The sequence below is a fragment of the Roseovarius nitratireducens genome, assembly GCF_002925845.1.
Lineage (GTDB): Bacteria > Pseudomonadota > Alphaproteobacteria > Rhodobacterales > Rhodobacteraceae > Roseovarius > Roseovarius nitratireducens.
The window spans coordinates 124,659-149,725 of sequence record NZ_PDNI01000017.1 but is presented as its reverse complement, the minus strand read 5'-3'; the positions used below and the strand labels follow the sequence as shown (position 1 = coordinate 149,725).

27 protein-coding genes are annotated in these 25,067 nt (G+C 66.2%); 11 read left to right on the top strand and 16 right to left on the bottom strand.

The annotated features are described in order from the left end of the window. The first annotated feature begins 114 nt into the window (after positions 1-114). Positions 115-909: an acyl-homoserine-lactone synthase gene (locus CRJ03_RS02745; RefSeq protein ID WP_104017378.1), complete on the top strand. Its 795-nt coding sequence runs from the start codon at positions 115-117 to the stop codon at positions 907-909. Positions 910-1,030: 121 nt separating this feature from the next. Here the strand turns inward: CRJ03_RS02745 and tig are convergent, their stop codons facing one another. Together tig and CRJ03_RS02735 are read right to left on the bottom strand one after the other, a co-directional pair. Then, positions 1,031-2,362, bottom strand: coding sequence for a trigger factor (gene tig, locus CRJ03_RS02740; protein ID WP_104017377.1), 1,332 nt, complete (start codon positions 2,360-2,362; stop codon positions 1,031-1,033). A 127-nt stretch (positions 2,363-2,489) separates the two neighbouring features. Beyond that, complete coding sequence (locus CRJ03_RS02735; protein ID WP_104017376.1) at positions 2,490-3,236, bottom strand: glutathione S-transferase family protein; 747 nt, start codon at positions 3,234-3,236, stop codon at positions 2,490-2,492. Between the two features lie 290 nt (positions 3,237-3,526). Here CRJ03_RS02735 and CRJ03_RS02730 point away from each other — a divergent pair, with 290 nt between their 5' ends. Beyond that, on the top strand, positions 3,527-4,003 hold the full coding sequence (locus CRJ03_RS02730; protein ID WP_165375221.1) for a GNAT family N-acetyltransferase: 477 nt from the start codon (positions 3,527-3,529) through the stop codon (positions 4,001-4,003). Positions 4,004-4,236: 233 nt separating this feature from the next. Here the strand turns inward: CRJ03_RS02730 and rpsI are convergent, their stop codons facing one another. Both rpsI and rplM read right to left on the bottom strand, forming a co-directional pair. Then, a complete protein-coding gene (gene rpsI, locus CRJ03_RS02725) occupies positions 4,237-4,728 on the bottom strand; it encodes a 30S ribosomal protein S9 (protein WP_104017374.1) in 492 nt (163 codons plus the stop codon). Continuing rightward, positions 4,728-5,192 (bottom strand): 50S ribosomal protein L13, encoded by a 465-nt coding sequence (rplM, locus tag CRJ03_RS02720; protein WP_104017373.1) that lies wholly within the window; start codon positions 5,190-5,192, stop codon positions 4,728-4,730. Before rplM ends, rpsI begins: the two co-directional genes overlap by 1 nt. Positions 5,193-5,567: 375 nt before the next feature. Between rplM and speD the strand changes: the two genes are divergently transcribed. Both speD and speE read left to right on the top strand, forming a co-directional pair. After that, positions 5,568-6,092 carry an adenosylmethionine decarboxylase gene (speD, locus tag CRJ03_RS02715; protein WP_104017372.1) on the top strand — a complete coding sequence of 175 codons (525 nt, stop codon included), beginning with the start codon at positions 5,568-5,570 and terminating at the stop codon, positions 6,090-6,092. After that, complete coding sequence (gene speE / locus CRJ03_RS02710) at positions 6,089-6,934, top strand: polyamine aminopropyltransferase (protein ID WP_104017371.1); 846 nt, start codon at positions 6,089-6,091, stop codon at positions 6,932-6,934. The genes speD and speE overlap by 4 nt, the downstream gene beginning before the upstream one ends. Positions 6,935-6,950: 16 nt before the next feature. On the opposite strand, the gene CRJ03_RS02705 is transcribed toward speE, so the two are convergent. From CRJ03_RS02705 to CRJ03_RS02695, 3 genes are read right to left on the bottom strand one after another with little or no spacing between them, the layout of a single operon-like run. Next, positions 6,951-7,340, bottom strand: coding sequence for a TerC family protein (locus tag CRJ03_RS02705; RefSeq protein WP_338066328.1), 390 nt, complete (start codon positions 7,338-7,340; stop codon positions 6,951-6,953). A gap of 54 nt (positions 7,341-7,394) precedes the next feature. Beyond that, on the bottom strand, positions 7,395-7,649 hold the full coding sequence (locus CRJ03_RS02700; protein WP_104017370.1) for a hypothetical protein: 255 nt from the start codon (positions 7,647-7,649) through the stop codon (positions 7,395-7,397). 9 nt (positions 7,650-7,658) lie between these two features. Beyond that, a complete protein-coding gene (locus CRJ03_RS02695) occupies positions 7,659-8,312 on the bottom strand; it encodes an alpha/beta hydrolase (protein WP_104017369.1) in 654 nt (217 codons plus the stop codon). Between the two features lie 167 nt (positions 8,313-8,479). Between CRJ03_RS02695 and iscR the strand changes: the two genes are divergently transcribed. Together iscR and CRJ03_RS02685 are read left to right on the top strand one after the other, a co-directional pair. After that, positions 8,480-8,941: a Fe-S cluster assembly transcriptional regulator IscR gene (gene iscR, locus CRJ03_RS02690; RefSeq protein ID WP_104017368.1), complete on the top strand. Its 462-nt coding sequence runs from the start codon at positions 8,480-8,482 to the stop codon at positions 8,939-8,941. A 65-nt stretch (positions 8,942-9,006) separates the two neighbouring features. Continuing rightward, on the top strand, positions 9,007-9,564 hold the full coding sequence (locus tag CRJ03_RS02685; protein ID WP_240611536.1) for a methyltransferase domain-containing protein: 558 nt from the start codon (positions 9,007-9,009) through the stop codon (positions 9,562-9,564). A 119-nt stretch (positions 9,565-9,683) separates the two neighbouring features. Here the strand turns inward: CRJ03_RS02685 and rsmA are convergent, their stop codons facing one another. Genes rsmA through lptF form a run of 6 tightly spaced genes read right to left on the bottom strand, consistent with a single transcriptional unit; the run spans position 9,684 to position 17,169 of the window. Further along, positions 9,684-10,535 carry a 16S rRNA (adenine(1518)-N(6)/adenine(1519)-N(6))-dimethyltransferase RsmA gene (gene rsmA / locus CRJ03_RS02680; protein WP_104017367.1) on the bottom strand — a complete coding sequence of 284 codons (852 nt, stop codon included), beginning with the start codon at positions 10,533-10,535 and terminating at the stop codon, positions 9,684-9,686. Next, positions 10,532-11,494, bottom strand: a complete 963-nt coding sequence (pdxA, locus tag CRJ03_RS02675) for a 4-hydroxythreonine-4-phosphate dehydrogenase PdxA (protein WP_104017366.1) — start codon at positions 11,492-11,494, stop codon at positions 10,532-10,534. The genes rsmA and pdxA overlap by 4 nt, the downstream gene beginning before the upstream one ends. Next, positions 11,491-12,741: a peptidylprolyl isomerase gene (locus CRJ03_RS02670; protein WP_104017365.1), complete on the bottom strand. Its 1,251-nt coding sequence runs from the start codon at positions 12,739-12,741 to the stop codon at positions 11,491-11,493. The genes pdxA and CRJ03_RS02670 overlap by 4 nt, the downstream gene beginning before the upstream one ends. A gap of 5 nt (positions 12,742-12,746) precedes the next feature. Further along, a complete protein-coding gene (locus CRJ03_RS02665; protein ID WP_104017364.1) occupies positions 12,747-14,945 on the bottom strand; it encodes an LPS-assembly protein LptD in 2,199 nt (732 codons plus the stop codon). Then, positions 14,945-16,096 (bottom strand): LPS export ABC transporter permease LptG, encoded by a 1,152-nt coding sequence (gene lptG, locus CRJ03_RS02660; protein WP_338066326.1) that lies wholly within the window; start codon positions 16,094-16,096, stop codon positions 14,945-14,947. The genes CRJ03_RS02665 and lptG overlap by 1 nt, the downstream gene beginning before the upstream one ends. Further along, positions 16,033-17,169, bottom strand: a complete 1,137-nt coding sequence (gene lptF / locus CRJ03_RS02655; protein WP_206018280.1) for an LPS export ABC transporter permease LptF — start codon at positions 17,167-17,169, stop codon at positions 16,033-16,035. The genes lptG and lptF overlap by 64 nt, the downstream gene beginning before the upstream one ends. Before the next feature lie 150 nt (positions 17,170-17,319). On the opposite strand from lptF, the gene CRJ03_RS02650 reads away from it, so the two are divergent. Together CRJ03_RS02650 and CRJ03_RS02645 are read left to right on the top strand one after the other, a co-directional pair. After that, positions 17,320-18,789, top strand: a complete 1,470-nt coding sequence (locus tag CRJ03_RS02650) for a leucyl aminopeptidase (RefSeq protein ID WP_104017362.1) — start codon at positions 17,320-17,322, stop codon at positions 18,787-18,789. Beyond that, the gene (locus CRJ03_RS02645) at positions 18,789-19,247 is read left to right on the top strand and encodes a DNA polymerase III subunit chi (protein WP_104017361.1); all 459 of its coding nucleotides are present in this window, start codon (positions 18,789-18,791) and stop codon (positions 19,245-19,247) included. The genes CRJ03_RS02650 and CRJ03_RS02645 overlap by 1 nt, the downstream gene beginning before the upstream one ends. 118 nt (positions 19,248-19,365) lie before the next feature. Here CRJ03_RS02645 and CRJ03_RS02640 read toward each other — a convergent pair whose 3' ends face one another. The 3 genes from CRJ03_RS02640 to CRJ03_RS02630 all read right to left on the bottom strand — a co-directional run bounded on the left by CRJ03_RS02640 (position 19,366) and on the right by CRJ03_RS02630 (position 22,110). Then, a complete protein-coding gene (locus tag CRJ03_RS02640) occupies positions 19,366-19,803 on the bottom strand; it encodes a DsrE family protein (protein ID WP_104017360.1) in 438 nt (145 codons plus the stop codon). Between the two features lie 127 nt (positions 19,804-19,930). Then, on the bottom strand, positions 19,931-20,479 hold the full coding sequence (locus tag CRJ03_RS02635; protein ID WP_104017359.1) for a manganese efflux pump MntP: 549 nt from the start codon (positions 20,477-20,479) through the stop codon (positions 19,931-19,933). Then, on the bottom strand, positions 20,476-22,110 hold the full coding sequence (locus tag CRJ03_RS02630; RefSeq protein ID WP_104017358.1) for an acyl-CoA dehydrogenase family protein: 1,635 nt from the start codon (positions 22,108-22,110) through the stop codon (positions 20,476-20,478). Before CRJ03_RS02630 ends, CRJ03_RS02635 begins: the two co-directional genes overlap by 4 nt. A gap of 130 nt (positions 22,111-22,240) precedes the next feature. Here CRJ03_RS02630 and CRJ03_RS02625 point away from each other — a divergent pair, with 130 nt between their 5' ends. The 3 genes from CRJ03_RS02625 to CRJ03_RS02615 all read left to right on the top strand — a co-directional run bounded on the left by CRJ03_RS02625 (position 22,241) and on the right by CRJ03_RS02615 (position 25,059). Continuing rightward, a complete protein-coding gene (locus CRJ03_RS02625) occupies positions 22,241-22,537 on the top strand; it encodes an FtsB family cell division protein (RefSeq protein WP_104017357.1) in 297 nt (98 codons plus the stop codon). Between the two features lie 116 nt (positions 22,538-22,653). Further along, positions 22,654-23,664, top strand: coding sequence for a pyruvate dehydrogenase (acetyl-transferring) E1 component subunit alpha (gene pdhA, locus CRJ03_RS02620; RefSeq protein ID WP_104017356.1), 1,011 nt, complete (start codon positions 22,654-22,656; stop codon positions 23,662-23,664). Positions 23,665-23,679: 15 nt separating this feature from the next. After that, entirely contained in the window at positions 23,680-25,059 is a 1,380-nt protein-coding gene (locus tag CRJ03_RS02615) for a pyruvate dehydrogenase complex E1 component subunit beta (protein WP_104017355.1), read from the top strand. The last annotated feature ends 8 nt before the right edge of the window (positions 25,060-25,067 follow it).

Here is a 25,067-nt window from a genome sequence, read left to right as displayed (position 1 = left end):
TTCCATACGGGATTTCCCCAATAGCGTTCCCCACAGCTTCCCCTAATCTCAAGGCTGCAGCCGCGTCACTCACGTTCGCGACTTTCATACTGCAAACTCAAGGGGATGAACACTATGATACTGATCGTTGACGCACTCAACAAGCACAAGTTTCCGATGGTTCTCGACCAGATGTTCCGATTGCGCGCCCGGGTCTTTGCCGGGCGGCTGGGATGGGACGTGACCATTACAGACGGGCGCGAGGAAGATCAGTTCGACGCGCTCGATCCAGCCTATGTCATCGGCCTCGACGAGGCAGGCAATGTCGTGGCGTGCGTGCGCGCGCTGCAAACCACAGGGCCGCACATGCTGTCGGACGTATTCCACGCGATCCTCGATGGCGAGCCACCGCTGCGCAGCGCGACCCTGTGGGAATCCACGCGCTTTTGCGTCGATACAGAGCGGCTCGGGCGCGGGCGGTCCCGTGGCTCGGTCACCTACGCCACGTCCGAGTTGATGCTGGGCGCGGTGGAATACGCCATGCGTTCGGGCATCAGCGACGTGGTCACGGTGATCGACCCGGTGATGGACCGGGTGCTCAAACGCTCGGGCAACGCGCCCTACGACTACGTCGGCAAGACCGTGCAGATGGGCAAGGTTGCGGCGCTGGCCGGGCTTCTTGACTGCACGGAAGAGCGGGCCGCAAGCATCCGCGAGGTGGCGGGGATCGAGGGCGAGGTATTCCTCACCGACGACGAGGCGCTCGCCCTGCCCGCGATCGCTGCGCACGTACCGCGCAAGTCCGCGCTCGAGACCTATTGCGACGAGCAGATCGCCGCGGCACGCAACGTTGACGAACGCATCGCCGCGCTGAAGCTCAAGGCGGCGCTCGCCGACAAGATTCGTTCTCACTCGCAAGTCGGTGCCTGACCCCCATCGGGCCTGGCCCGCCCGGCGCAGGCGCCGGGCCGGGTGATCGAACGAAGAGGGCCGCCCCAATCTCCCCGGGGCGGCCCTTTGATCGCTTGGCGACGGTTTTGCCCTGCAGGGCTTACTCGTCGTTCATCTCTTCGATCGCCTTCTCGAGATCTTCCTTGGACACTTCCTTGTCAGAGACCTCGGCCAGTTCGACCACGTAGTCGATCACCTTGTCTTCGAAGATCGGTGCGCGCATCTGCTGGCGCATCTGCGGGTTGTTCTGCACGAATTCGAAGAATTCCCGCTCCTGGCCGGGATACTGGCGCGCCTGGTTCATCACGGCCTGCGTCATCTCGGCATCGGTCACCTCGACCTCGGCCTTCTGGCCCAGATCGGCCAGCAGGAGCCCGAGCCGCACACGCCGCTCAGCGAGCTTCGTATGCTCCTCGGTCGGTTCGATATCGGGATGGTCGTGGCCCTCGTGCTCGGAGTTTTCCTCGTGCCAGAGCTGGTGCGCGATCTGCTTGGCCTCGGTCTCGACCATCGTCGGCGGCAACTCGAAGGTCACCTTCTCGTCGAGCGCGTCGAGCACGTTACGCTTGAGGATCGCGCGCGCGGCGCCGGCATACTCCTGCTCGAGCCGCTCGCCGATCTGCTGCTTGAGCCCGGCAAGGTCCTCGGCGCCATATTTCTGCGCCAGTTCGTCGTCGATCTCGGCGGCGACGGGCTCCTTCACGGCCTTTACCGTGCAGTCGAACACCGCTTCCTTGCCCGCCAGGTGTTCGGCCTGGTACTCCTCGGGGAAGGTCACCGTTACGGCCTTCTCCTCGCCCACCTTGACGCCGACGAGCTGCTCCTCGAAACCGGGGATGAAGCTGCCCGAGCCGAGCGTGAGCGGATAATCCTCCGCCGCGCCGCCCTCGAACGGCTCGCCATCGACCTTGCCGACGAAATCGACCACCACCTGGTCACCGTCCTTGGCCTTGGTGCCCTTCTTGCGGTCCTTGAAGTCCTGCGCGCTCTCGGCAAGGTTCTTGAGGGCCTCGTCCACGGCCGCGTCGTCGGCCTTGACGACCATCCGTTCGAGCTTGAGCGTGCCGAGATCGACCTCCGGGATTTCCGGCAGCGCCTCGTAGGTCATCTCGATCTCGACGTCGTCGCCTTCTTTCCACTGTTCGTTGGCCATTTTCACGTCGGGCTCAAAAGCCGGGCGCTCGCCCTTCTCGGCGAAATGCGCCTTCATCGCGTCATCGACGCTTTCCTGCATCGCCTCGCCGAGGACCCGCTGGCCGAACTGCTTTTTCAAAAGCGGCAACGGCACCTTGCCCTTGCGGAACCCCTTGAGCTCGATCTCGGGTTGCGCTTCCTTGAGCTTGGAGGTGACCTTGTCTTCGAGAGCCTGCGCCGACAGCACCATCTTGTAGCTGCGCTTGAGACCTTCGTTGAGGGTTTCGGTGACCTGCATGTTCGTCCTTTCCTATGCATCGGGCCGCGGAGGCGTCCGCGGCGGTCAAAGTCGCGGCCCTTCTATGGGTGGGCACGGGCACACGCAAGGAGAAACCGGGCCGCGCGACGCCTGCCGCGCGCGGGCCTCAGCCCGGCAGGCCGGGCTTGACGGCGGTGCCCTTGGCGAGCGAGGTGCGGCGGGTCATGGGGATCAAGTGCCCGGCCTGGCGCATCGCGCCCACCTCCATGATCATGCCACTCACGGCCTTGGCGTGCGGCCGCTCTTGTAGCCGCTCGAACCAGGTGCGGATGCGGGGAAAGCGTGCCCACTCCTCCACCGGGATGATCGCGCCGGCCTCATGCGAGACGAATTCGTGAAACGCCAGCAGATCGGCAAAGCTGATCTCGTCGCCGCAGAGGTGGGTGTGACGCTCCAGCCACGTCTCAACGATCGGCATGGATTGCGCCAGCATGTAGCGGCCCATGGCGATCTCGGGGGAATAGTCGCGCGGGCCCCAGATGCATTCGGCGAAGCGAGTGTAGAAAAACGCCCCCGCCCCGCGCCGCAGCATGGTGGAATGGAAATGCGTGTATTGCTGGATCAACGCCCGCTGCCGCGTGTCACGGCCCAGCCAATTGCCCGGAAGATCGAACCGTTCGGAGAGGTAGAAGCCGATGGCGGCGCTTTCCCACAGGGTGAAATCGCCATCCACGAGGATCGGCACCTGGCCGGTGGGGTTGTAGGTGGTCTTGAAATCCTCGGTCTCGTTCTCGCCATCCATCAGGTTGACGATGACCTCCTCGAAGGGAACGCCCGTCTCCAGCATGAGCTGATGTACCGCCCGGCAGGGCTGCGACGTGGGATGGTGCAGGAACTTCACGGTATCCGTCATGGTTTCTCCTCCCTCGGCCCACTCCCGCGGGGCCGAGCCTTGGGGGCGGAGTATGCATCGGCATCACGGTGAGTGAACCTAAATCGCACCTGTTGACGCAGCCGTGAACGGACCCCTTGACCGCGCCCCGGAGGCCAGCTCTTTGCGTTTCGCGGTGCATGCTCGCGCGGCGGCCCTCGCGACTACGAAACCATGTCGAACAGAGGCTTCCGAAAAATCTTCGGGAGTTGTGTATGTTGGAAGTTGGTTCCCCCGCTACAAAGACGGCAGCGCCGGTAAGAGAGGAAGATATGGGCGATCGTGTAGATGTCAGGCCTTTGGTCGCTGGAGATTATGGTGCTGTTGCTCGCATCTTCTTCTGCGCAGTCCATGAAGGCACAAGAGGAGCCTACAACTACGAACAGCGGCTCGCGTGGGGCGGAGAGACGATTGATCTTGATCGCTGGAAAAAACGACTGGAGACCCTGACGGGGTTTGTCGCGGAGATGGATGACGAGCCGGTCGGCTTCTTCACTGTCGACCCAACGGGCTACATCGAACTCGCATTCGTTCTGCCATCAGCAACCGGGATAGGCGTGGGGCGCGCACTCCTGCGTGAAGCAGAACGGTGGGCCAAAGACCGTGGCGCAGAGCGACTTACAACCGAGGCCAGTGTGGTTGCCCGCCCCTTCTTCCTGAAGAGCGGTTGGCACGTGGTGATGGAGGAGCGAGTCGAGCGGAGGGGCGTGATCCTGACGCGCAGCAAGATGCGCAAGGCGCTCGGCTGAGGCCTTTAGAGCGCGCCGCGATCATTCGCATTCACGCGACGCGCTCCTACGCACTGATTTCGCATGTGTTAAGGAGCTCAAAACCGGTTCCACTTTTGAGCAACACGCTAACGGCGGTTATGGGCTCGCAGGTAAGATTGCGCTCCGAGCCTCAGGAGTCCGCGTTCGCACCACGAAATGCAAAGGGCCGCCCCTGGGGGCGGCCCTTCCATTGATCTGGCAGTTGCCGACGATCAGCGCTTGGAGAACTGGAAGCTCTTGCGCGCCTTGGCCTTGCCGTATTTCTTGCGCTCGACCACGCGGCTGTCGCGGGTGAGGAAGCCTGCGGCCTTGAGCGCACCGCGCAAGCTCGGATCGTAAAGCTGGAGCGCCTTGGATACGCCATGCTTGACGGCGCCCGCCTGGCCCGACAGGCCGCCGCCCTTGACCGTCGCCATCACGTCGAACTGGTCCTCGGTGCCCGACACGGTGAACGGCTGCTTGAGGATCATCTGGAGCACGGGGCGCGCGAAATAATCGTTGATCGGCTTGCCATTGACGACAACCTTGCCCGATCCGGGCTTGATCCAGACGCGGGCCACGGCGTCCTTGCGCTTGCCCGTGGCGTAGGAGCGGCCGAGCGCGTCGCGCACCGGCTCGCGCGGCGTCTCAACGGCCTCGGGGGACGCGGTCACCTCGCCTGCGACGGCTTCGAGACCTTCGAGGGATTTGATTTCTTCAGCCATCAGTAAGCCACCCGCGTATTCTTGGAGTTCATGTTCTTGACGTCCAGAACCTCGGGGTTCTGGGCTTCATGGGGATGCTCGGTGCCGGCATAAACGCGCAGATTGGTCATCTGGCGGCGGCTCAGCCGGTTGCCAGGCAGCATCCGCTTGACGGCCTGCATCACCACACGCTCGGGATACTTGCCCTCGAGGATTTCGCCGGTGGTGCGGCTCTTGATCCCACCGGGGTGGCCGGTGTGCCAATAGTTGGGCTTGTTGCGCTTGTTGCCGGTGAGCTGCACCTTGTCGGCATTGATGACGATCACGTTGTCACCCATGTCCATGTGCGGGGTAAAGCTCGGCTTGTGCTTGCCTCGCAGGCGCATGGCGATGATCGAGGCAAGGCGGCCCAGAACGACGCCCTCGGCGTCGATCACGATCCAGCTCTTCTCGATATCTGCCGGTTTTGCGGAAAACGTCTTCATTTCGGGCAGAACCTTGCTGTTATTCCAGTGATGTCCGGACCTCGGGCATGGCCGGGCCGGTCGATGGGCGGGTTATACGCGGGTTTTGCGCCACGTCAATGGCCCACGCTCTTAATTAAATACTATATTTCAATCTGTTACAATTACGGTATTAATTTACCCCATCGCTCTTTCCAGTCTGGCCCCCGCGCGGCATGGGCCACGGGGCCGCAGGTCACATTTATTTCGCACACTTGGCAGAAATGGCTTGCACGACTCAAGGCACACCCCTATCTGCCGCTTCACTTGATCGGGACCGATCCCAACTTCGGATGTCTTCCGGGGGGGCGCTAAGGGACCGACTGGATTCAATCTGCTGGTAAGAAGGGGAGCGCCATGAAAGACGCCAACCTCTTCCAACTGGGGATCGGTCTGGAGACAGGCGCCCAAGAGGAAGACACCGCCCGCGGGATCACCCCCGCGAACGATCACACCATTTTCGCCCGCGACGTGCTGGACGAGGACCGCGAGGATCACTTCATCCGGCGCGACGGCACCGTGTTTGCGGGCACACATCTCATCATCGAGGTGGTGAACGGCCACGGGCTCGACGACGAGAGCCGCATCCAACAGGCGTTCCGCGATTGCGTGGACACCTGCGGGGCGACGCTTCTGCACATCCATACGCACAAGTTCTCGCCGCAGGGCGTCTCGGGCGTGGCGGTGCTGGCCGAAAGCCACATCTCGGTCCACACCTGGCCCGAAATCGGCTATGGCGCGTTCGACGTGTTCATGTGCGGCGACGCGCGTCCATGGCTGGCCGTGGACGTGCTGAAATCGGCCTTCGGCACCGCCGATGTCCGCGTGCGCGAACTCAAGCGTGGCGAGGGTCTCGTGAGCGAGGCCGGTGTCGCGGCATGAGCGACTGGACCCGCGAGAACCTGCATCCCGACTACGCGCAATCCCTGCGCGTGGACGAGATGCTGTATGACAGCAAGACAGACCATCAGCGGCTGAAGGTGTTTACCAACGGCACCTTTGGCCGCGTGCTGACGCTCGACGACGTGGTGCAGACCACCGAGGGCGACAATTTCATCTACCACGAAATGCTGACCCATGTGCCGATCCTCGCCCACGGGATGGCGCGGCGCGTGCTCATCATCGGCGGCGGTGATGGCGGCATGGCGCGCGAGGTGCTGCGGCACGACAGCGTCGGACATGTCACGATGGTCGAGATCGACGCAGGCGTGGTGGATTTCTCCAGGGAATACCTGCCGATGCTGAGCGCGGGCGCTTTTGAGGACCCGCGGCTGGAGCTGGTGATCGCCGATGGGGCCGAGTTCATCCGGCAGACCAAGGGCGGCTATGACGTCATCATCGTCGACTCCACCGATCCCATCGGGCCGGGCGAGGTGCTCTTTACCGAGACGTTTTACGGCCACGCGAAACGCGCGCTCGCCGAGGACGGTATCCTCGTGACGCAGAACGGCGTGCCCTTCCTGCAGGGCGAGGAGCTGACCAACACCATGCGCGCCTTTCGCGCGCTCTTTGCCGACGCGACCTGCTACCTGGCCACAATCCCCACCTATGCGGGCGGGCCGATGGCCTTTGGCTGGGGCACCGACGGCACCGCGCGCAACACGCCGCTCGACGTGTTACAGGGGCGGCTCGATGCTGCCGGGTTCGCGCCGGACTACTACACCCCCGAGGTGCACAAGGCGGCGTTTGCCCTGCCCGGCTATGTCCGGCGGTTGATCCCCTGACCGGGAGCGCGATGCGTCACCGGCGTGCCGCCAGCTCCCGCCGTTCGACGTCGAGCTTGCGGCGATAGCGTGACTGCACAATCTCGACCACGAACAGCACCACCACCGCGAAATAGAAGGTGGTCTTGGACATCGGGATCACCTCGTATCCGAAGAACCTGAGCGCAAGGGTATCGTCATGCGTGGCGTGCGCCGCCGCCTGCCCCGCCTCGCCCAAGAGGACCACCCCGACGATCAACAGGATGAACAGGCCCAGCACCTCGTACATGCGGTTCTTCTGAAGGAAGGCGGTGACGTTGTCGGCCAAGAGCAGCATCGCCGCCCCCGACAGCAGGATCGCGATGGCCAGCACCGCGAACACGTCGGTGATGGCCAGCGCCGAGAGCACCGAATCGAAGGAAAAGATCAGGGATGCGAGGGACGCGCCGGATCGCTATTGGCCGATGTTCCGAAAGCCGGGCTAGCCGCCCGCCCCGGTATCGGTCGCAGCGTCTTTCTCTGCCTTGAAGCGACGCAGCCGCTCTATCAGGATCGCGCGGGCCTTGAGGTTGGCGCGGCGCACGCGCAATGCGGTGAGGAATGCCTCTTCGGCAGTCTGCGAGGACGCGCCGAGCACCTTGGTTATCTCGCCCACGATATCCTCGTCGCCGGTGGCGTCGATCGCCTTGATGACGTCGCGGGCCAGTTCGTCGGCAAGGTCTTCTGTCACGCCCATGATGCGGCCTCAGCGGGTGGTTTCGGTCAGGCGGCGCTTGACGTAGTCGGTAACGCTGTCGACCATCGTGTCCATGTAGGGATCGCGGAAGAAATGGTCCGCGCCCTCGATTTCCTCATGGGTGATGGTGATGCCCTGCTGCTCCTTGAGCTTGGCAACGAGATGGGTGGTGTCGGCGGGCGGGGCCACGCGGTCGGCGGTGCCGTTGATGACGAGACCCGAGGCTGGGCAGGGCGCGAGGAAGGAGAAATCGTACATGTTGGCGGGGGGCGCCACAGAGACGAAGCCGGTGATCTCGGGCCGCCGCATCAGCAATTGCATCCCGATCCACGCGCCGAAGGAAAAGCCCGCGACCCAGCAATGCTTGGAATTGGCGTTCATGGATTGCAGGTAGTCGAGCGCCGAGGCGGCATCGCTAAGCTCGCCCACGCCCTGGTCGTACTCACCCTGGCTGCGTCCGACACCCCGAAAGTTGAAGCGCATGACGGTAAAGCCCATCTTGTAAAAGGCGTAATGCAGGTTGTAGACGACCTTGTTGTTCATCGTGCCGCCGAATTGCGGGTGCGGGTGCAGGATGATGGCAATAGGCGCATCGCGGTCGCGCTGCGGGTGATATCGGCCTTCGAGACGGCCCTCGGGGCCGGGAAAGATTACCTCGGGCATTTATGCTCTCTTTTTATGTCACTGTCCTGCGCGGGCGAATTTCTTGACGGAACCGACGCCGCGCTCTAGGCAAGCGGGATCATCGACACCGATGCGGCTGAAGGCCGAGATAAGCCCTGCGCCGTCCAAGGTCAATCTGTGTCGCTCCGTATCGAGGAGGAAGGGCCATGAAACTCAGCACCAAGGGGCGCTACGCGATGGTTGCGCTGGTCGATATCGCGCTTCAGCCCGAGGGTGAGGTGGTCACGCTGGGCGAAGTATCGCGGCGACAGGATATCTCGCTGCCCTATCTCGAACAGCTCTTCGTCAAGCTGCGCCGCGCGGGGCTGGTTGAATCGGTGCGTGGCCCCGGCGGCGGCTACCGGCTGGCGCGCCCGACCTCGGAAATTCGCGTGGCCGAGGTGCTGGCGGCGGTGGACGAGACGGTCGACGCGCTGCACAAGGGGGCGGGTGCGTCGGGCGGGGCGAGCGGCAGTCGCGCACAATCGCTGTCGAACCGGCTCTGGGAGGGGCTGAGCGCGCATGTCTACGTGTTCCTGCACCAGGCGCGGCTGAGCGACGTGGTGGGCAACGCGCTGGCGCCCTGCCCGGCGGTGCCGCATCTCTTCTCGGTGGTGGATGACGAGTAGCGGCTTGCGCGCTGTGCATGGCTCGGGCAGGGTAAACGCCCGGACCCCGTAAGGAGCCCCGCCGCGTGGCCAGTCTGAACCGCATCGTCATGCAGAAAGCCACCCGCCGCTGGATCGAGGCGCTGGAGCCCGAAACACTCGACACCGCCGAGATTTCGGGCAAGTTCGGGCGGCGCTTCGCCTTTCGCAGCTACACGCGCTTTCGCTATCCGCGCCACGACATCTGCGAGGGCGCGTTTCATGATGCCGCCGGCGCAGTGCAGCAATTCGACCTGATCCTCGCCAACCAGGTGTGGGAGCACCTCGACCGGCCCTATGCCGCCACGCGCCACGTGCGCGAGATGCTGCGCGAGGAAGGCTGGTTCTGGCTCGCCGTGCCGTTCTTCATCCCGTATCACGGTGATCCGGTGGATTGCTCGCGCTGGAGCGCGCGAGGGTTGAAGAACCTGCTCATCGAGGCCGGATTCGACGCGCGCAGGATCACCGCCCGGCAATGGGGCAACCGCGCCGCCGCGCTGCGCAACCTCGAAGGTCCGTGGCCGCCACCCTACGATCCCGAAACCGACAATCTGACCGACGAGCCGGATTTTCCGATTTGCGCCTGGGCGCTGGCACAGAAATAGGGCGCGGCAGCCCCCGTGGCATGCGTCGCGTTCAATCGCCTTCACGCGACACGCTCCAACCCCTTGATTTCGCATGTTCGAGGAGCTCAAAACCGGTTCCCGCTCTTGAGCAACATGCTCTACTCGGGCTTTGCCCCCGGCATCAACCGGGCCAGAGCGCAGAACCGTTCGAGATCAACAGTCTCGGCCCGGTCGGTGGGGGAGATGCCAGCGGCCAGGAGCCGCTCCTCGATATCGGGGGCCGCCCCCTTGAGCGCCGCGCGCAGCATCTTGCGCCGCTGGTTGAAGGCGCGCGCCACCAGGCGTTCGAGGATGCGCGCATCCGCAGGGTAGCGCGGCGCGGGCAATGCAGTGAGGTGCACCACCGCGCTCGACACCTTGGGCGGCGGGATGAAGGCGCTGGGCGGCAGGTGCATGACGATCCGCGCATCCGTGCGCCACTGTGCCAGCAGTGCCAGCCGTCCATAGGCCTTGGACCCCGGCGCGGCGACGATCCGCTGGGCGACCTCGCGCTGGAACATCAGGGTCAGCGTCTCCCACACGGGCGGCCATTCCTTGGGCGTGAGCCAGCGCACCAGCAACTCGGTGCCCACATTGTAGGGCAGGTTCGCGACCACGCGGATGGGCGGCGTGAGATGCGCCAACGGGTCGATGTCAAGCGCGTCTCCCTCCAGCACGGTAAGCCGACCTGGCGCGGCCTCGGCAATCTGGGCCAGCGCAGGCAGGCAGCGCGGGTCCTTTTCCACCGCGAGCACGTGGCGCGCGCCCTCCATCAAAAGGCCACGGGTGAGCCCGCCGGGGCCGGGCCCCACCTCGAGCACGTCGCAGGCGCTGAGGTCACCCGCCTGGCGGGCGATCTTGGACGTGAGGTTTAGATCGAGCAGGAAGTTCTGCCCGAGAGATTTGCGCGCCGAGAGGCCGTGTGCCGCGATCACCTGCGAAAGTGGCGGCAGCGCGTCCAATCCGCTCATGCCGCGCGCGCCCGCGCCAGCCGGTCGGCCATTTCCAGCGCCGCGACGAGCGAGGTAGGATCGGCCACCCCCTGCCCGGCGATGTCGAGCGCGGTGCCATGATCGGGAGAGGTGCGCACGAAGGGCAGGCCCAGCGTCACGTTCACGCCGCGGTCAAAATCCAGCGTCTTGATGGGAATGAGTGCCTGATCGTGATACATGGCGATGGCCGCGTCATAGCGCGCCCGCGCCGCCGCGTGGAACATCGTGTCGGCGGACATGGGGCCGCGCAAATCCATGCCTTCGGCGCGCAGCCGGTCGAGCAAGGGCGCGATCATCTCGATTTCCTCGCGGCCCATACGCCCACCCTCGCCCGCGTGCGGATTGAGTCCCGCCACGGCGAGTCGCGGCTCCGGGATGCCGAAATCGCGGATGAGCGCGGCGTGCGTGATGCGGATCGCCTCTTCGAGCCGGTCGGCGGTGAGCGCGCCTGGCACCTCTGCAAGGGGAATATGGATGGTCGCGGGCACCACGCGCAGGCTGGGCCCCGCGAGCATCATCGCCACGCGGGCACCCCCTGCGAGATGGGCAAGATACTCGGTATGGCCTGGGAAGCCGAACCCCGCCCCCTCCTGCAACGCCTGCTTGTGGATGGGCGCGGTGCAGAGCGCCAATGCTGCGCCTGCCTGCACCAGATCAACGCCGCGGGCGATCACGTCGATGACGGACTGCGCCTGTGCCGGTTGCGGCACCCCCGGCACGCGCGGCCCGGCGAAGGGATGGGGCAGTACCGGCAGCGCGTCACCGCAGGCGCGCGCGGCGTCCCCCGGCGCGTCGATCACCGCAAGCGGAGTGTCCTCGGGCAGGTGCGCCGGGTCGCCGATCAGGAAGAACGGCACGCGCCCGCGCAGCTTTTCCCAGGCGCCTGCGGCAATCTCGGGGCCGATGCCCGCGGGCTCTCCGCAGGTGAGCGCGATCACGGCTCGACGATCCGCGCCTCGGCCAAGAGCTGTTGGAGATAGCCATCGGCCAACGACTGGATGCGCTGGTTGCGGATGAAGTTGGTCAGGTTCTCGATCGAGGGTTGCTCGTCATCGAGCTTGGGCGTGCGCCCGCACAGCATCAGGAACATCAACGTCTGCCCGTTCGAACGGGTCAGCCGCGTCGAGCTTTCGCCGGGGTCGAGCAGCGCAAGTTCGGCAGCGATGTCGGCGGGGATATCTTCCGGCGCCTTGCTCACGCGGTCGAGCACCTCGGGGGGCTGATCCTGCGCCACGCCGTAGAGATCGTCGCAGGTATCGACCCGGGCGCGCACGCCGGCCGCGTGCGACAGCGCCTGTTCGCTGCGCCCGCCGGGGATGTAATAGCTGGCGTACTCGATCGCGGAATATTCCGGCTTTGGTACCGCGCCCTCGCGGATGTCGCGCATGTAGATGAGCGCCAGTCCGCCCTCGACGGGGAGCGGCTCGGACACCTCGCCGGGGGCGAGACCGAGCGCCACCTGCCGGAGCGCCTGCGGCAGGTCAGACACCGCCTGCCAGCCGAGCCGCCCCCCGCGCCCCGCGGTCGGTGCCGCCGAATGCTGATGGGCAAACCGGGCGAAGGCCCCTTCGCTATTGGCGGTGGCGATGCGCGCGGCAAGCCGCTGCTTGTCCTCGGCGTCCTCGACGCTGGTTACCGGCAGCACGATCTCGGACAACAGCACCCGCACGGACGCGCCGCCCGACAGCGCCCGCGTGGCGCGGTCGATCTCTTCCTGGCTGACCGAGACGCGCCCCGCAAAGCGCGCGGCGGTGACCTCGCGCCAGGTGACACCCGCGCGCACGAAATCGATCAGCGACTGCTCCGACACGCCCGATTGTGCCAGCGCGGCGATCAGTTGCTCGGCGTTCATCCCGGCACGGCCGGCGAATTCCTCTATGCCCGTGCGCAGCGCATCCTCACTCAGGGAGATGCCCATGCCATTCGCGACTTCGAGCTTGATACGCTCCTCGATAAGCTGCTCGCGGGCGAGCTGCGCCGGGTCGCCGGGCGCGCGGAACAGCGTCAGCATGCGCGCGCGTTGCTGAAGCTCGTAGCGGGTGATGGCGCTGTCATTGACGAGAATGACCGGCGCGAAGAGGTTCTGCGCGCGGGCCGGACCGGATGGCAGTAGCCCCACCGCGACCAGCACGGCAAGGCACAGCGCGGCGAGGAGGAAGGGCGCGGGGCGGTGGCTCGGGGTCATTCTCATCATTTCCTGCATGTGCGAGTGAAACTCTTGTCGCGCGAAGCGGCGGAAAAACCCCGCAGCCCCACGATAAAACCGATGTTGGTCTCGGGTTCAAGGATAGTCGAGGAGGTAAAGCGGCGCGAGACCGAAAGGGTGATGTCCACGCATTCGTTGGTGTAGGTGATCCCCGCCCCCGCCTGGATGCTGCGATCGGTGGCCGCGTCATAACGCCACTCGGCGCTGGCCGTCCAGTTATCGGCAAAGCGGTGGTGCCCGTCGAAGGACCACTCCGACACGGTCGAGGGGCGTTGCTCGGCGGGATCGGAGGGCAGCCATGTATAGGTCGCGCCAAGATCGGTGCGGGCGTTCTGCCAACTGACCCGCGCCTCGGCCTTGGTGGTGTCGAACACGTCGTCAAAGAGGCTGCGCCCGGTCACGACAAACCCCGACTGGTTGCGGTACTGCGCGGCCACGAGCAGATCCGACCGGCGGTCGCGCAGGCCCGAGGAGCGGGTGAAGCTGGGCGCGCCCGTGGGCTCGAGCAGGCGCTCGTCGCGGATCACGTGGCCCAACGCCAGCCGCCCCTCCCAGCCCTCGGGCGACACCCGCGCATAGCTCAGCCCGACAGCGCCGCTCACCCCGCGCTCGCGGCGACCGGACGAGGGAAATCGTGAGATGTTGAACAGGTTGCCCTCGTCGAACTCGACCGCGGTGCTTTCCTCGAAGGGAATGTCCGGATTCGAGCCGCCTGACCAGGCAAGCTGGGCCACCGGCTCGATCACGTGAGCCACGCCTTCGCGCGTCGTCTTCATCAGCGGCCAGCGCAGGCGAACGGCGGCGCTCGGCGTGATCTCGGTGGCCTGGCTGCGTGCCGTCACCCCGATCTGGGCGATCTCGAAATGATCGAGCGCGAGCCCCGTCTCGACCGTGGCAAGCACCCCTGAGGACAGTGCCCATTGCCGCTGCCAATTGGCCTCGGTGGTAAAACGGGTCACGTCGTGACCGTCGGCGAAGATGTCGAAATCCGGACCGTCGGTACGCAGGCTGGACGTGCGGTAATGGCTGTGCGCGAGCGCCGTAAGGCTCAGCTCGCCCCCCAGCCGCGACGGAAATATGCGCCGGGTATATTCGCCGTCGGCGACGATGCTGGGCAAGGTGGAATCGCTCTCGTTTACGCGCAGGCTCTGGAAATGGTCGAGCGCGAGGCGGATGTACTCGTCGCGCCGCGCGCGCTCGATCGAGACGCCGCTTCGCAGGCGGTTCTTGGTGGAGAATCCGTGATCGAGCAGAAAGGTATCGTCGCTCGCCAGTTCGAGATCGAAACGCAGAAAGAAATCGCGCGGCAGCCCGAACCGACCGGTAGCAAACAGGTAGCCGCGGGTCGAGCGCGGGTTGAAATCGTCGTCGGAAAGCGCGGTATTGATCTCGATATCGCCGTTTCGGAATGCCTGTCGGTAACGCAGCTCTATCCGGCGCGAGTCGGTTGCCCAGAACGGAGCCACGGTCAGGTCGCGGTGATCGTCCAGAACGATGAAATAGGGAACCCGCACGCCGCTGCCAAGCAGGGTGGAGTTGACGAACTCGGGCGTGAGAAACCCGGTGGCGCGATCCACCGAACCGTCGGGCATCCGCAGCCGCGGCAGGTAGAGGACCGGCGTGTCGAGCACGCGCAGTTGCGCGTCGTAGAAATAGAGCCGCCGCTTCTCGCTGTCGTGGATCATCCGCCGGGCGCGGATCTGCCACAGCGGCGGGCGCCCGGTCTCGCAGATGCGACAGGAGGTGACTGAAGCCTTGTAAAGCTCGGTCACGCGCGCGTCCGTGCGCCGCATCTGGTGCGCGGCGAGCTGGAGCTGGTCCTGCATCACCATTCGGGCGCCGCGCAGGATGCCATTGACGAGGTCGCGGTCGAGCGACGCGCTGTCGGCGATCACCACCGTCTCTCCCTCGTCCTCGGTTAGTGACAGCGGCCCGGTGATCTCGAGCCGATCCGTTGCGCGGTCGTAGACGATCTTGTGCGCGGTGAGCCGCCGCCCGTCGTGGAACGCCTCGACATTGCCGCGCGCGATGAGCCGGTTGTCGGTGTCCAGCATCACATCATCGGCCACCAGCATCGCCGGATCGGGCATCGCCGGATCGGGCGGCAGGTCCTGCGCGGCGAACGGCTCCGCCCCGGTGAGGAGCGCGCCCACGAGCGCGAGGATCAGCCGCAGCGCCCGCATCAGCCATCCTCCAGGTGCAGGATCAGGCCGACCGCCAGGAACAGCGCCGCCACCGGCGGCACCCACGCTGCCAGCGCCACCGGTATCTGCCCGTTCTCACCCAGTATTTGCGCGAAATTGCGCACGTAATGCAGCCCGAACCCGACAATGACCGCCGTCAGCACCCGCAACCCGACATTGGCACCGCGCACATGGCCGATGGTGAACGCCGCCGACATCAGCACCAGCGCCACCAGAAAGACCGGGCGTGCCAGTTCGCTCTGGAACCAGACCGCGTAGCGACGCGCCGAGAAGCCTGCCGCCTCGAGCTGCGCGATAAAGCCGGGGAGATCCCAGACCGGGATGTAGCGGGGCCGTCCGAAGCTGTCGAGAATGCGATCCTGCGTGAGATCCGAGGGCAGCTCGAGCGCCGACATGCGTTGCGCTTCGGCCTCGGGGTTGCTGCCACGGTCCAGGGTCCAAATCTTCACGTCCTCCAGGTGCCAGGCCCCCGCGCCCAGCCGGGCGCTTGCGGCGCTGATACGGCGCGCAGGCGCGCCGTCCGGCGCGAACTCGACAAATGTCGGCGCGTGCAGCGTGCCGAGGTCGGCGCTCGCGCGCTCGGCAAAGATCACCGTTTGCCCGTCGGCGTCGCCCTGCCGAAGCCACAGGCCCTCGGCCGCGACCGCGAGTGCCGCGGTCTCGATCCCGCGATAACGGTTCGAGAGATCGTGATCGCGCTTGGAGGTCGCGGCGACGATCGGGTTGCCCACCGCTACCGCCAGCAGCCCCAGCACCAGCGTGACCGCCACCGGCGCCATCAGCCCGCCAAGCGCCGAGCGCCCCGAGGCACGCACCACCACCAGCTCGGACGAGCGCGCGAGCCGCAGGAACAGCGCCACCGAAGCAAGGATCACGACCAGCGGCAGAATTTCATAGTTGGCCCAGGGCATCTTGAGAGCCACCAACCCCAGCACATCGCCGACGGGCCGGTCGGGAAAATCGCCCAGCTTGTCGATCAGTTCGATCAGGGCGAGCACCACCCCCAGCGCCACCGCCACCCCGGCGAAATTCGTCACGAAGCGCCGCGCGAGGTAGGCGTGCAGGATCATGCGTCCGCCCCCCTCGCCCGTCGCCACAACGGCCAGATCGCGTTCGCGATCCGCCGCCATACACCGGGGCGCTGTGCCAGCCATAAAATCCCCGCCGCCAGTGCCAGCCCCCCCAGCGACGGCAGGTAGAGCAGCGGCCAGAGCGCCGCGGTCACCAGCACGGGCGCCAGCACCGCGCTCTCGATCAACTTGAGTCCCACCAGCAGGCCGAAGGCCACCAGCACCTGCCGCCACACACCGAAGCGGCTGAACGCGCCGACAAGCAGCGTGGCAAACCCCACGAGCGCGGCCACGAGGCACATCAGCGCCGCCGTGAAACGCCCGTGGAGCTCTGCCATGACCGCGCCGGGTGCCGCCCCCGTGCGGGTCGCCACCGCCTGCGGGTCGCGCAGCAGCTCGGGCGTTCCGGCAAAGGCCAGCTTGTTGAGGTTGATCGCGTCACGGCTGACAAGGCTGCTGATATCGTGAGAGAAATCCTCGAAATGCGTGGTAAAGAGCTTTTGGCCCGACTGCTGCATGTTTTGTGCCAGCCCCGCCACCATCACCAGCCGCGTGCCCGCCGGATCCTGCACCAGGTAGGCGCGGGACGAGGTGTAGGTCACCGCGCTACCGGGATTGCGCCGATCCGACAGGAACACATCGCGCAACTCGCCCTCTGGCGTGATCTCGCGGGTATAGAAGGTAACACCCGGCGCCGGGTGCAGGAACTCGCCCGCGGTCAGAAGCTGGGCGGTTACATTGCGAGACACCTCGTCCTCGCGCAGGCGCAGCTGGCTCAGGCTGTTGGGAATGAGCAGGTGGGCAAGTATTGACATCATCAGCGCCACGATCAGCCCGAACACCACAACCGCCCGCGCCAGCCGCCACGGCGAATAACCGGTGGCCTGCACCACCGCGAGCTCGCTGTCGGCAGAAAGACGGTGCACCACGTAGACGGCTGCGGCGAAGGCGGCGATGGGCAGCATGCTGCCGATCACCGCCGGCAAAGTAAGCGCGGTGAACTCGAAGAAGACCCATGCGGGCTGGCCATCCCCGATGAGCTTGTCGAACATGCGCACCGCCTTGTTGATCCAGAAGATCGACACCAGAACGAGTGCGAAGAAACCGAACAACACCATCAATTGCGACAGCATGTATCTGTCGAATCTGGTCACTTCTCCCCCCCGCGACAGCAGTCTTGCCGGGCAACCTAGCGGAATTGGTGACGGGGGAAAACTGCTAACTGGCCATCGGCGGCAGAGCGCGCTAGGTCTGGCGTGAACCGTGAAAAGGAGCTCCGCCGAATGACCTCTCCCGCCTCTGTCCGCTTTGTCGAGACCGACCTTGATGCCATCGCCACCGCCGAGGGCCGCGTGGCCGTCATCGTGACCCCGGATGGCAAGCTCGATCCCGGCGGGCGGCGGGTCAATCGTCTGACGCGGGGTGCGCTCGCGCGGCTGATCGAGGGCGGCGCACTCGACGGCAAGGAAGCGGGCGATGTGCTCACCCTCGACTGGCCCTCTGGACTGGCGGCGCGGGCGCTCGACATGGTGGTGCTGTCGCGCAACGCCGATGCCGAGACGAGCCGCCGCGCGGGTGTGGCGCTTGGTCGTGCCAAGGGCGACAAGCCGCTCACCCTGCTGGGCGGCACCCTCAAGCGGCCTGCGTTGGTGGCGCTCGGCGCGGTGCTGCGGGCCTATGATTTCGCCGCGCACAAGACCGGCGACATCGCGGTGCAGGAAGACATCACCGTCATGGTCCGCGACCCGGGGGCCGCCGAGGCGGCATTCTCGCCGCTGCGGGAGATGGCGGAAGGCGTATTCCTCACCCGCGACCTGGTGAACGCCCCGGCCAACCACCTGACCACCACCGCCTTTGTCGCCGAGATCGAGGCGCTGTCGGCGCTGGGGGTCAAGGTGACCGTGCTGGACGAGGCAGAGATGGAGCGGCTCGGGATGGGCGCGCTCCTGTGCGTGGGACAGGGCAGCGCGAGCCCCTCGCACCTGGCGGTGATGGAGTGGCAGGGCGGCGGCGACGCGGCACCGCTCGCGCTGGTGGGCAAGGGGGTGGTGTTCGACACCGGCGGCATCTCGATCAAGCCGGCGGCGGGCATGGAGGACATGACCATGGACATGGGCGGCGCGGGCGTCGTCACCGGCGTGATGCGCGCGCTCGCGGGGCGCGGTGCCAAGGCCAATGTCGTCGGCCTCGTGGGGCTGGTGGAAAACATGCCCTCGGGCAACGCAGTGCGCCCCGGCGATGTCGTCACCTCGATGAAGGGCGACACGATCGAGGTCATCAACACCGATGCCGAGGGGCGCCTCGTGCTGGCGGACGTGCTGTGGTACGCGCAAAAAACTTACGAACCCCGCGCCGTGATCGACCTCGCCACCCTCACCGGGGCGGCGATCATCGCGCTCGGCCACGAGAACGCGGCGGCGCTCAGCAACGACGATGCGCTTTGCGAGGCGGTGCTGCGCGCCGCCCGCACCGAGGGTGAGGGGCTGTGGCGGCTGCCGCTGGGTAAGGGCTATGCCAAGGCGCTCAAGAGCCGTATCGCCGATGTCAAGAACGTGGGCGGGCGGCCCGCGGGCACGATCACGGCGGCCGAGTTCCTGCACCGGTTCATCGAGGATGGCACGCCCTGGGTGCATCTCGACATCGCCGGCATGGCAAGCGTCAAGGCCGAGAGCGTTCACGCCCCCGAGGGCGCGAGCGGCTGGGGGGTGCTGACCCTCGACCGGCTGGTGCGCGACCGTTTCGAGGAGGGCTGATGGGGGCGGCCTATTTCTATCACCTGACGCGCCGTCCGCTGGAGCAGACCCTGCCGCTGCTGCTGGAAAAGGCGCTGGCGGCGGGGTGGCGCGTCGCCGTGCGCGGGCGCGATCCGGCGCGGTTGGACTGGCTCGACGAACGGCTCTGGCTGGGGCCGGAGGACGGTTTTTTGCCGCACGGGCGCGCGGGCGGGCCGCATGACGCGATGCAACCGGTCTTGCTGACAACCGGCATCGAGCATCCCAACGGTGCCGCCTGCGTGATGGCGGTGGACGGGGCCGAGGTCATGGCTGAGGAGGTGCGGGCGCTGGAGCGGGTCTGCATCCTCTTTGACGGCAATGACGAGACCGCGAAGGACACCGCGCGCGGGCAGTGGCGCGCGCTGACCGGTGCGGGCTGTGCCGCGCAGTACTGGTCCGAAGAATCGGGCAAGTGGGAGAAGAAGGCCGAGGCGTGAGGGGCGGAGCGTGCGTTCGCGTTAGCCGCGCAGGGGCAAGGAGACGAACGGCGGTTCCACCCCAACACCACCCACGAAGGCGGGGCTGCCGATCGGGCTGCCCCGCTTCGCCAACTTCTCAGAACGACATGATCCGCGTATCATCGGCCAGCAGGCGCGCCGCCACCGCCGGCGGCTTGGCCGCACCGATGCCGTCGAGCAGGGCCTCGGCCCCAACGCCCTTGCCCGGCAGGTAGATGGCGCACACCTCGACGGTGCCGCCTTGCGCCATGATCTTCTGCATGAGGGCCTGCGGGCTCATCCCCTTGGGCGGCTGCGGGGCGGTGGCGGCCTCGGGCGCGTCCTTGAGCGCGAGATCGCCCGCCGGGCCGCACAGGAGCACGTAGGCCCCTGCCCCGGCCTGCATGGATTGCATGGTCAGCACCATGCTCATGAGCTGGGTCTGCGGCTCGTCGCTGGTGAGGATGGTGACGAGCCGCGCGGCGTCAGAGGCCTGCGCGGCGGGCGCGGCGAAGGTGGCAAGGCCGAGGGCGGCTGCGGTGAGGATTTTGCGCATGGGATGCTCCGGTGGTTAAGGTGACTTTGGAATCGCTCTTTCACGGGGCACCCTAGGCCCTCCTGCCCGGACAGGGCCTTGATCTCCATCAAACACATATCACGAATCGAATGTGAATTCGGCGCGCTCAGAGCCAGCCCAGTGCCGAGGCCGCCGCCAGCCCGATCAGCGCGACGCCCGACACCGCCAGCGCCGGGCGCTCGTAATCGCGGCTGACGCGGTGGCCGACCTGCAGCCCGATCGCCGCGAAGCTGACCGAGCAGACCATGATCGTGGTGGCCAGCGCCAGCGGCGACACACCGCCCAGCCCGAGGCCGAAGCCCACCATCAGGTTGTCGGTAGACAGCCCCGCCGAGAGCGCGGCGAGGCCCCGCCAGCTCGTCATCGCGCGCACCAGATGGGCCCGGTCGCGCCGGTCCGCGCGCAGCGACAGCAGCGTCGTGATCCCCAACCCGGCAAGTATCACGGGACCGAGCCAGCCGAGATCGGCGGCCATCGCCTGCGCGATCTCGCGGCCCAGCCAGACGCCGATCAGCGGTACGGTGAACTCGAACACCGCGAACACCGAGAGGATGCGCCGCCAATGCCGCCGCCCGTCCAGCGCCCCGAGCGTGAGCGACAGCGCAAGGTTGTTGAGCGCGATCACCACGCCGAAGGCCAGAAGCGAAAGCGTCATGCTTCTCTTGCGTCGCCCAGCCGCGCTAGTACCGGGCTCGGGTCGATTTCGCCAATGGCGCCGGCCACGCGGCCGCGCGGCTCGGCCAGCCGCGTGGCGATATAGGCCCCGGCCACCGCGTCGGGCGCGTGACGCATCAGCACCGAGGCGGTGAGCAGGGTGGCGAGGCTCTCGGCATACCAGCGCGCCTGCGCCTCCCCGGGGGGCTTGGGGAAGGTCTCCATATGCGCGCGCATTGCCGCGTCAAAGCGGCGATCCTGTCCCGCCACCGTGGCCAGTTCGGCGCTCAGCGCCTCGCCCGCCAGCGGCTCACGCGCCATCGTGCGCAGGATGTCGAGACAGATCACGTTGCCCGACCCCTCCCAGATCGAGTTGAGCGGCGCCTCGCGGTAGAGCAGCGGCAGTGGGGTGTCCTCGACATACCCCATGCCGCCCAGGCACTCCATCGCCTCGTAGACCAGGCCGGGGCAGAGCTTGTTGCCGAGGAATTTCGCAAGCGCCACACCCAGCCGGGAAAAGGCGCGCGCCTCGGGTCCGCGCCCGTCGAAGGCACGCGCGACGTGCATCCCCAACGCCAGCGTGCCCTCCCAGTCGAGCGCGAGATCGGCCAGCACGGCGCGCATCAGCGGCTGGTCGATCAGCCGTTTCTGAAAGGCAGAGCGGTGACAGGCCCAGTAATGCGCCTCCGACAGCGCGGCGCGCATCAGCCCGGCGGGGGCCATCGACGTGTCGAGCCGCGTGTGGTGCACCATCTCGATGATGGTGCGCACGCCCGCGCCCTCCTCGCCCAGCCGGTGCGCGATCGCGCCGTGATACTCGATCTCGGCCGAGGCGTTGGCACGGTTGCCGAGTTTGTCCTTGAGCCGCTGGATATGGATGGCGTTTTGTCCCTCCTCGAGCCAGCGCGGGACGAGAAAACAGGTGAGCCCCCCCTCTGCCTGCGCCAGTGTCAGGAAGCCGTCAGACATTGGCGCGGAACAGAACCACTTGTGCCCGGTGAGGCGGTAATACGCGCCCTCTGGCGTGGCGGTGGTGGCGTTGGCGCGCACGTCCGAACCGCCCTGCTTTTCCGTCATCGCCATGCCCATCGTCGCGCCACCCTTGGCCCGCAGCGGACGCGGCGCGGGATCGTAGAGCCGCGCGGTGAGCTTGGGCACCCAATCAGAGAACAGCGCCTTGTCGGCCTTGAGCGCGGGAATCGCGGCATAGGTCATGGTCATCGGGCAGCACACGCCCGGCTCCACCTGGCTCATCAGATAGACCATCGCGGCATGGGTGGCGTGCCCGCCCGCCGCCGCCTCCCACGGGATCGCGGCATAGCCCGCGCCGATGCCAGCGCGCATCAGATCATGATAGGCGGGGTGAAAGTGCACCGCGTCGAGCCGCCGCCCGCCCGCGTCGAACGGCACGAATTCGGGTGGATGGCGGTTGGCGTCGCGCCCCGCTGCGCGCATCGCCACCGTGCCGATACTGGCGCCGAAATCGGCCAACCGCGCCGCGTCGGCGCCCGCCGCCCCGGCGTGAGTTACGAGCGCCGGGTCGCCCGCCCACAGGTCGAGATCGCCGCGCGGCGCGGGCTGGTTGGTGACCTCGTGGGTGGCAAGGTACGCGCGGGCGGGGCTGTCGGGCATGGCGGCGATCCTCCTCGCAAGAAGGCTAAGCATCGGCGCGGCCCGAGGAAAGGGGATTCACAAGCATGGCCACCTGTGGCATGGTTGTCCGGCAAAGCGTGGCCCGAGACCGCGCACCGAGGAGCCGAGCATGGAATCCAAGAGCCGTCCCTGGGGTGCCCTGGCAGGGCTGACCGTCGCGTTCTTTCTGGGCGTGTATTTCGCCTATGCCGCGGTTCAGGGTGATTACGGCCTGTTTCGCCGCGCCGAGATCGAGGCGCAGAACGCCCGGCTCGCCCGCCAGCTTGCCGAGTTGGAAGCGGAAGTGGCGCGGATGGAGAACCTCACCAAACGGCTGTCGGATGAATACCTCGATCTCGACCTTCTCGATGAGCAGGCGCGCGACGTGCTGGGCCTGCTGCGCGGCGACGAGATCGTGATCCGCTAAACGCGGACCCACGCCGTCCTGCCCCCTCCGGAAAATTCGGTCTCGCCACGAAAGCGCGATTGTTGTAAGAGATTGTTTAACGCTAAACCATTTCCGCCACCAAGGAGGAGCACCGTATGGCCCCCCGGAAAAGCGCATCGAAACCAAACGTTTCTGCCGACGAACTCAAGACCTATTATCGCGACATGCTCCTGATCCGCCGATTCGAGGAAAAGGCGGGCCAGCTCTACGGCATGGGGCTGATCGGCGGATTCTGTCACCTCTATATCGGTCAGGAAGCGGTCGTCGTGGGCCTCGAGGCCGCCGCCGAGGAAGGCGACCGGCGCATCACCACCTACCGCGATCACGGCCACATGCTCGCCTGCGGGATGGACCCCAAGGGCGTGATGGCCGAATTGACGGGCCGCGAGGACGGTTACAGCCGCGGCAAGGGCGGCTCGATGCACATGTTTTCCACCGAAAAGCGCTTTTACGGCGGCCACGGCATCGTGGGGGCCAACGTGCCGCTTGGCGCGGGGCTCGCCTTCGCCGACAAGTATCTCGAGAACGATCGCGTGACCTTCACCTATTTCGGCGACGGGGCGGCCAACCAGGGACAGGTGTACGAGACCTTCAACATGGCCTCTCTGTGGAGCCTGCCGGTGGTGTTCGTGATCGAGAACAACCAGTATGCCATGGGCACGTCGCAGAAACGCTCGACCTCCACCCCCGACATCTACACCCGGGGCGCGGCCTTCGGCATCCCCGGCGAGGCGGTGGACGGGATGGATGTGCTCGCCGTCAAGGCGGCGGGCGACAAGGCGGTCAAGCACTGCCGCGCCGGCAAGGGGCCGTATATCCTGGAAATCAAGACCTACCGCTATCGTGGCCATTCGATGTCGGACCCGGCCAAGTACCGCACCCGCGAAGAGGTGCAGAAGATGCGCGAGGAAAAGGACGCCATCGAGCACGTGCGCGAATTGCTGATCTCGGGCGGTCATGCCTCTGAGGAAGACCTCAAGGCGATCGACAAGGAGATCAAGGATGTCGTCAACAAGTCCGCCGATTTCGCCAAGGACAGCCCCGAGCCCGCGGTCGAGGAATTGTGGACCGATATCGTCGCCGACGTGACGCCGCAGAACGCCTGAGGAGGAGAGACGACAATGGCAACCGAAATTCTCATGCCCGCCCTCTCGCCGACGATGGAAGAAGGCACACTCGCGAAATGGCTGGTCAAGGAAGGCGACACCGTCAACGCCGGTGACATCATGGCCGAGATCGAAACCGACAAGGCGACGATGGAATTCGAGGCCGTGGACGAGGGCACCATCGGCAAAATCCTCGTCGAGGACGGCACCGAGGGCGTCAAGGTCAACACCCCCATCGCCGTGCTGCTGGAGGAAGGCGAGAGCGCCGACGATATCGACACCGCGTCAAGCACCCCTGCCCCGCAAGCCGCCGAGAAGAGCCCCGAGCCGGAGGCGAAATCCGCCCCGGCGGAGGCCAAGGCGCCCGCCGCGCCGAAGGCGGATGCCAGCCCCGACTGGCCCGAGGGCACCGAGATGGAAAAGAAGACGGTACGCGAGGCATTGAATGCGGCCATGGCCGAGGAGATGCGCCGCGACGACACGGTCTTCATCATGGGCGAGGAGGTGGCCGAGTACGAGGGCGCCTACAAGATAACCCAGAACCTGCTCGATGAATTCGGCGCCAAGCGCGTGATCGACACGCCCATCACCGAGCACGGCTTTGCCGGGATCGGCGTGGGCGCGTCCTGGGGCGGTCTGCGCCCCATCGTCGAGTTCATGACGTGGAACTTCGCCATGCAGGCGATCGACCAGATCATCAACTCGGCGGCCAAGACGCTCTATATGTCGGGCGGTCAGATGGGCAGCCCGATCGTGTTTCGCGGTCCCAACGGGGCGGCGGCGCGCGTGGGTGCCCAGCACAGCCAGGACTACGCCGTCTGGTACGCCCAGGTACCCGGGCTGCGCGTCGTGCAGCCCTATTCGGCGGCCTGCGCCAAGGGCCTGCTGAAGAGCGCCATCCGCGACCCAAACCCGGTGATATTCCTCGAGAACGAGATCCTCTATGGCAAGTCCTTCGAGGTGCCCAAGATGGATGATTTCACCATCCCCTTCGGCAAGGCCAAGGTCTGGCGCGAAGGCACGGATGTGACCATCGTCAGCTTCGGCATCGGCATGACCTACGCGCTGGAGGCAGCCGAAAAGCTGGCCGAAGACGGGATCGAGGCCGAGGTAATTGACCTGCGTACCCTGCGCCCGATGGACACCGACACGGTGATCGCCTCGGTGATGAAGACCAACCGATGCGTGACGGTGGAGGAAGGCTGGCCGGTGCCCTCCATCGGCAGCTACATCTCTTCGGTGCTGATGCAGCAGGCCTTCGACTATCTTGACGCGCCGGTCATCAACTGCACCGGCAAGGACGTGCCGATGCCCTATGCGGCCAATCTGGAAAAGCTGGCGCTGACCTCTACCAAAGAGGTGATCGACGCCGTGCGCCAAGTGACCTACCGGTAAGGGAGAGA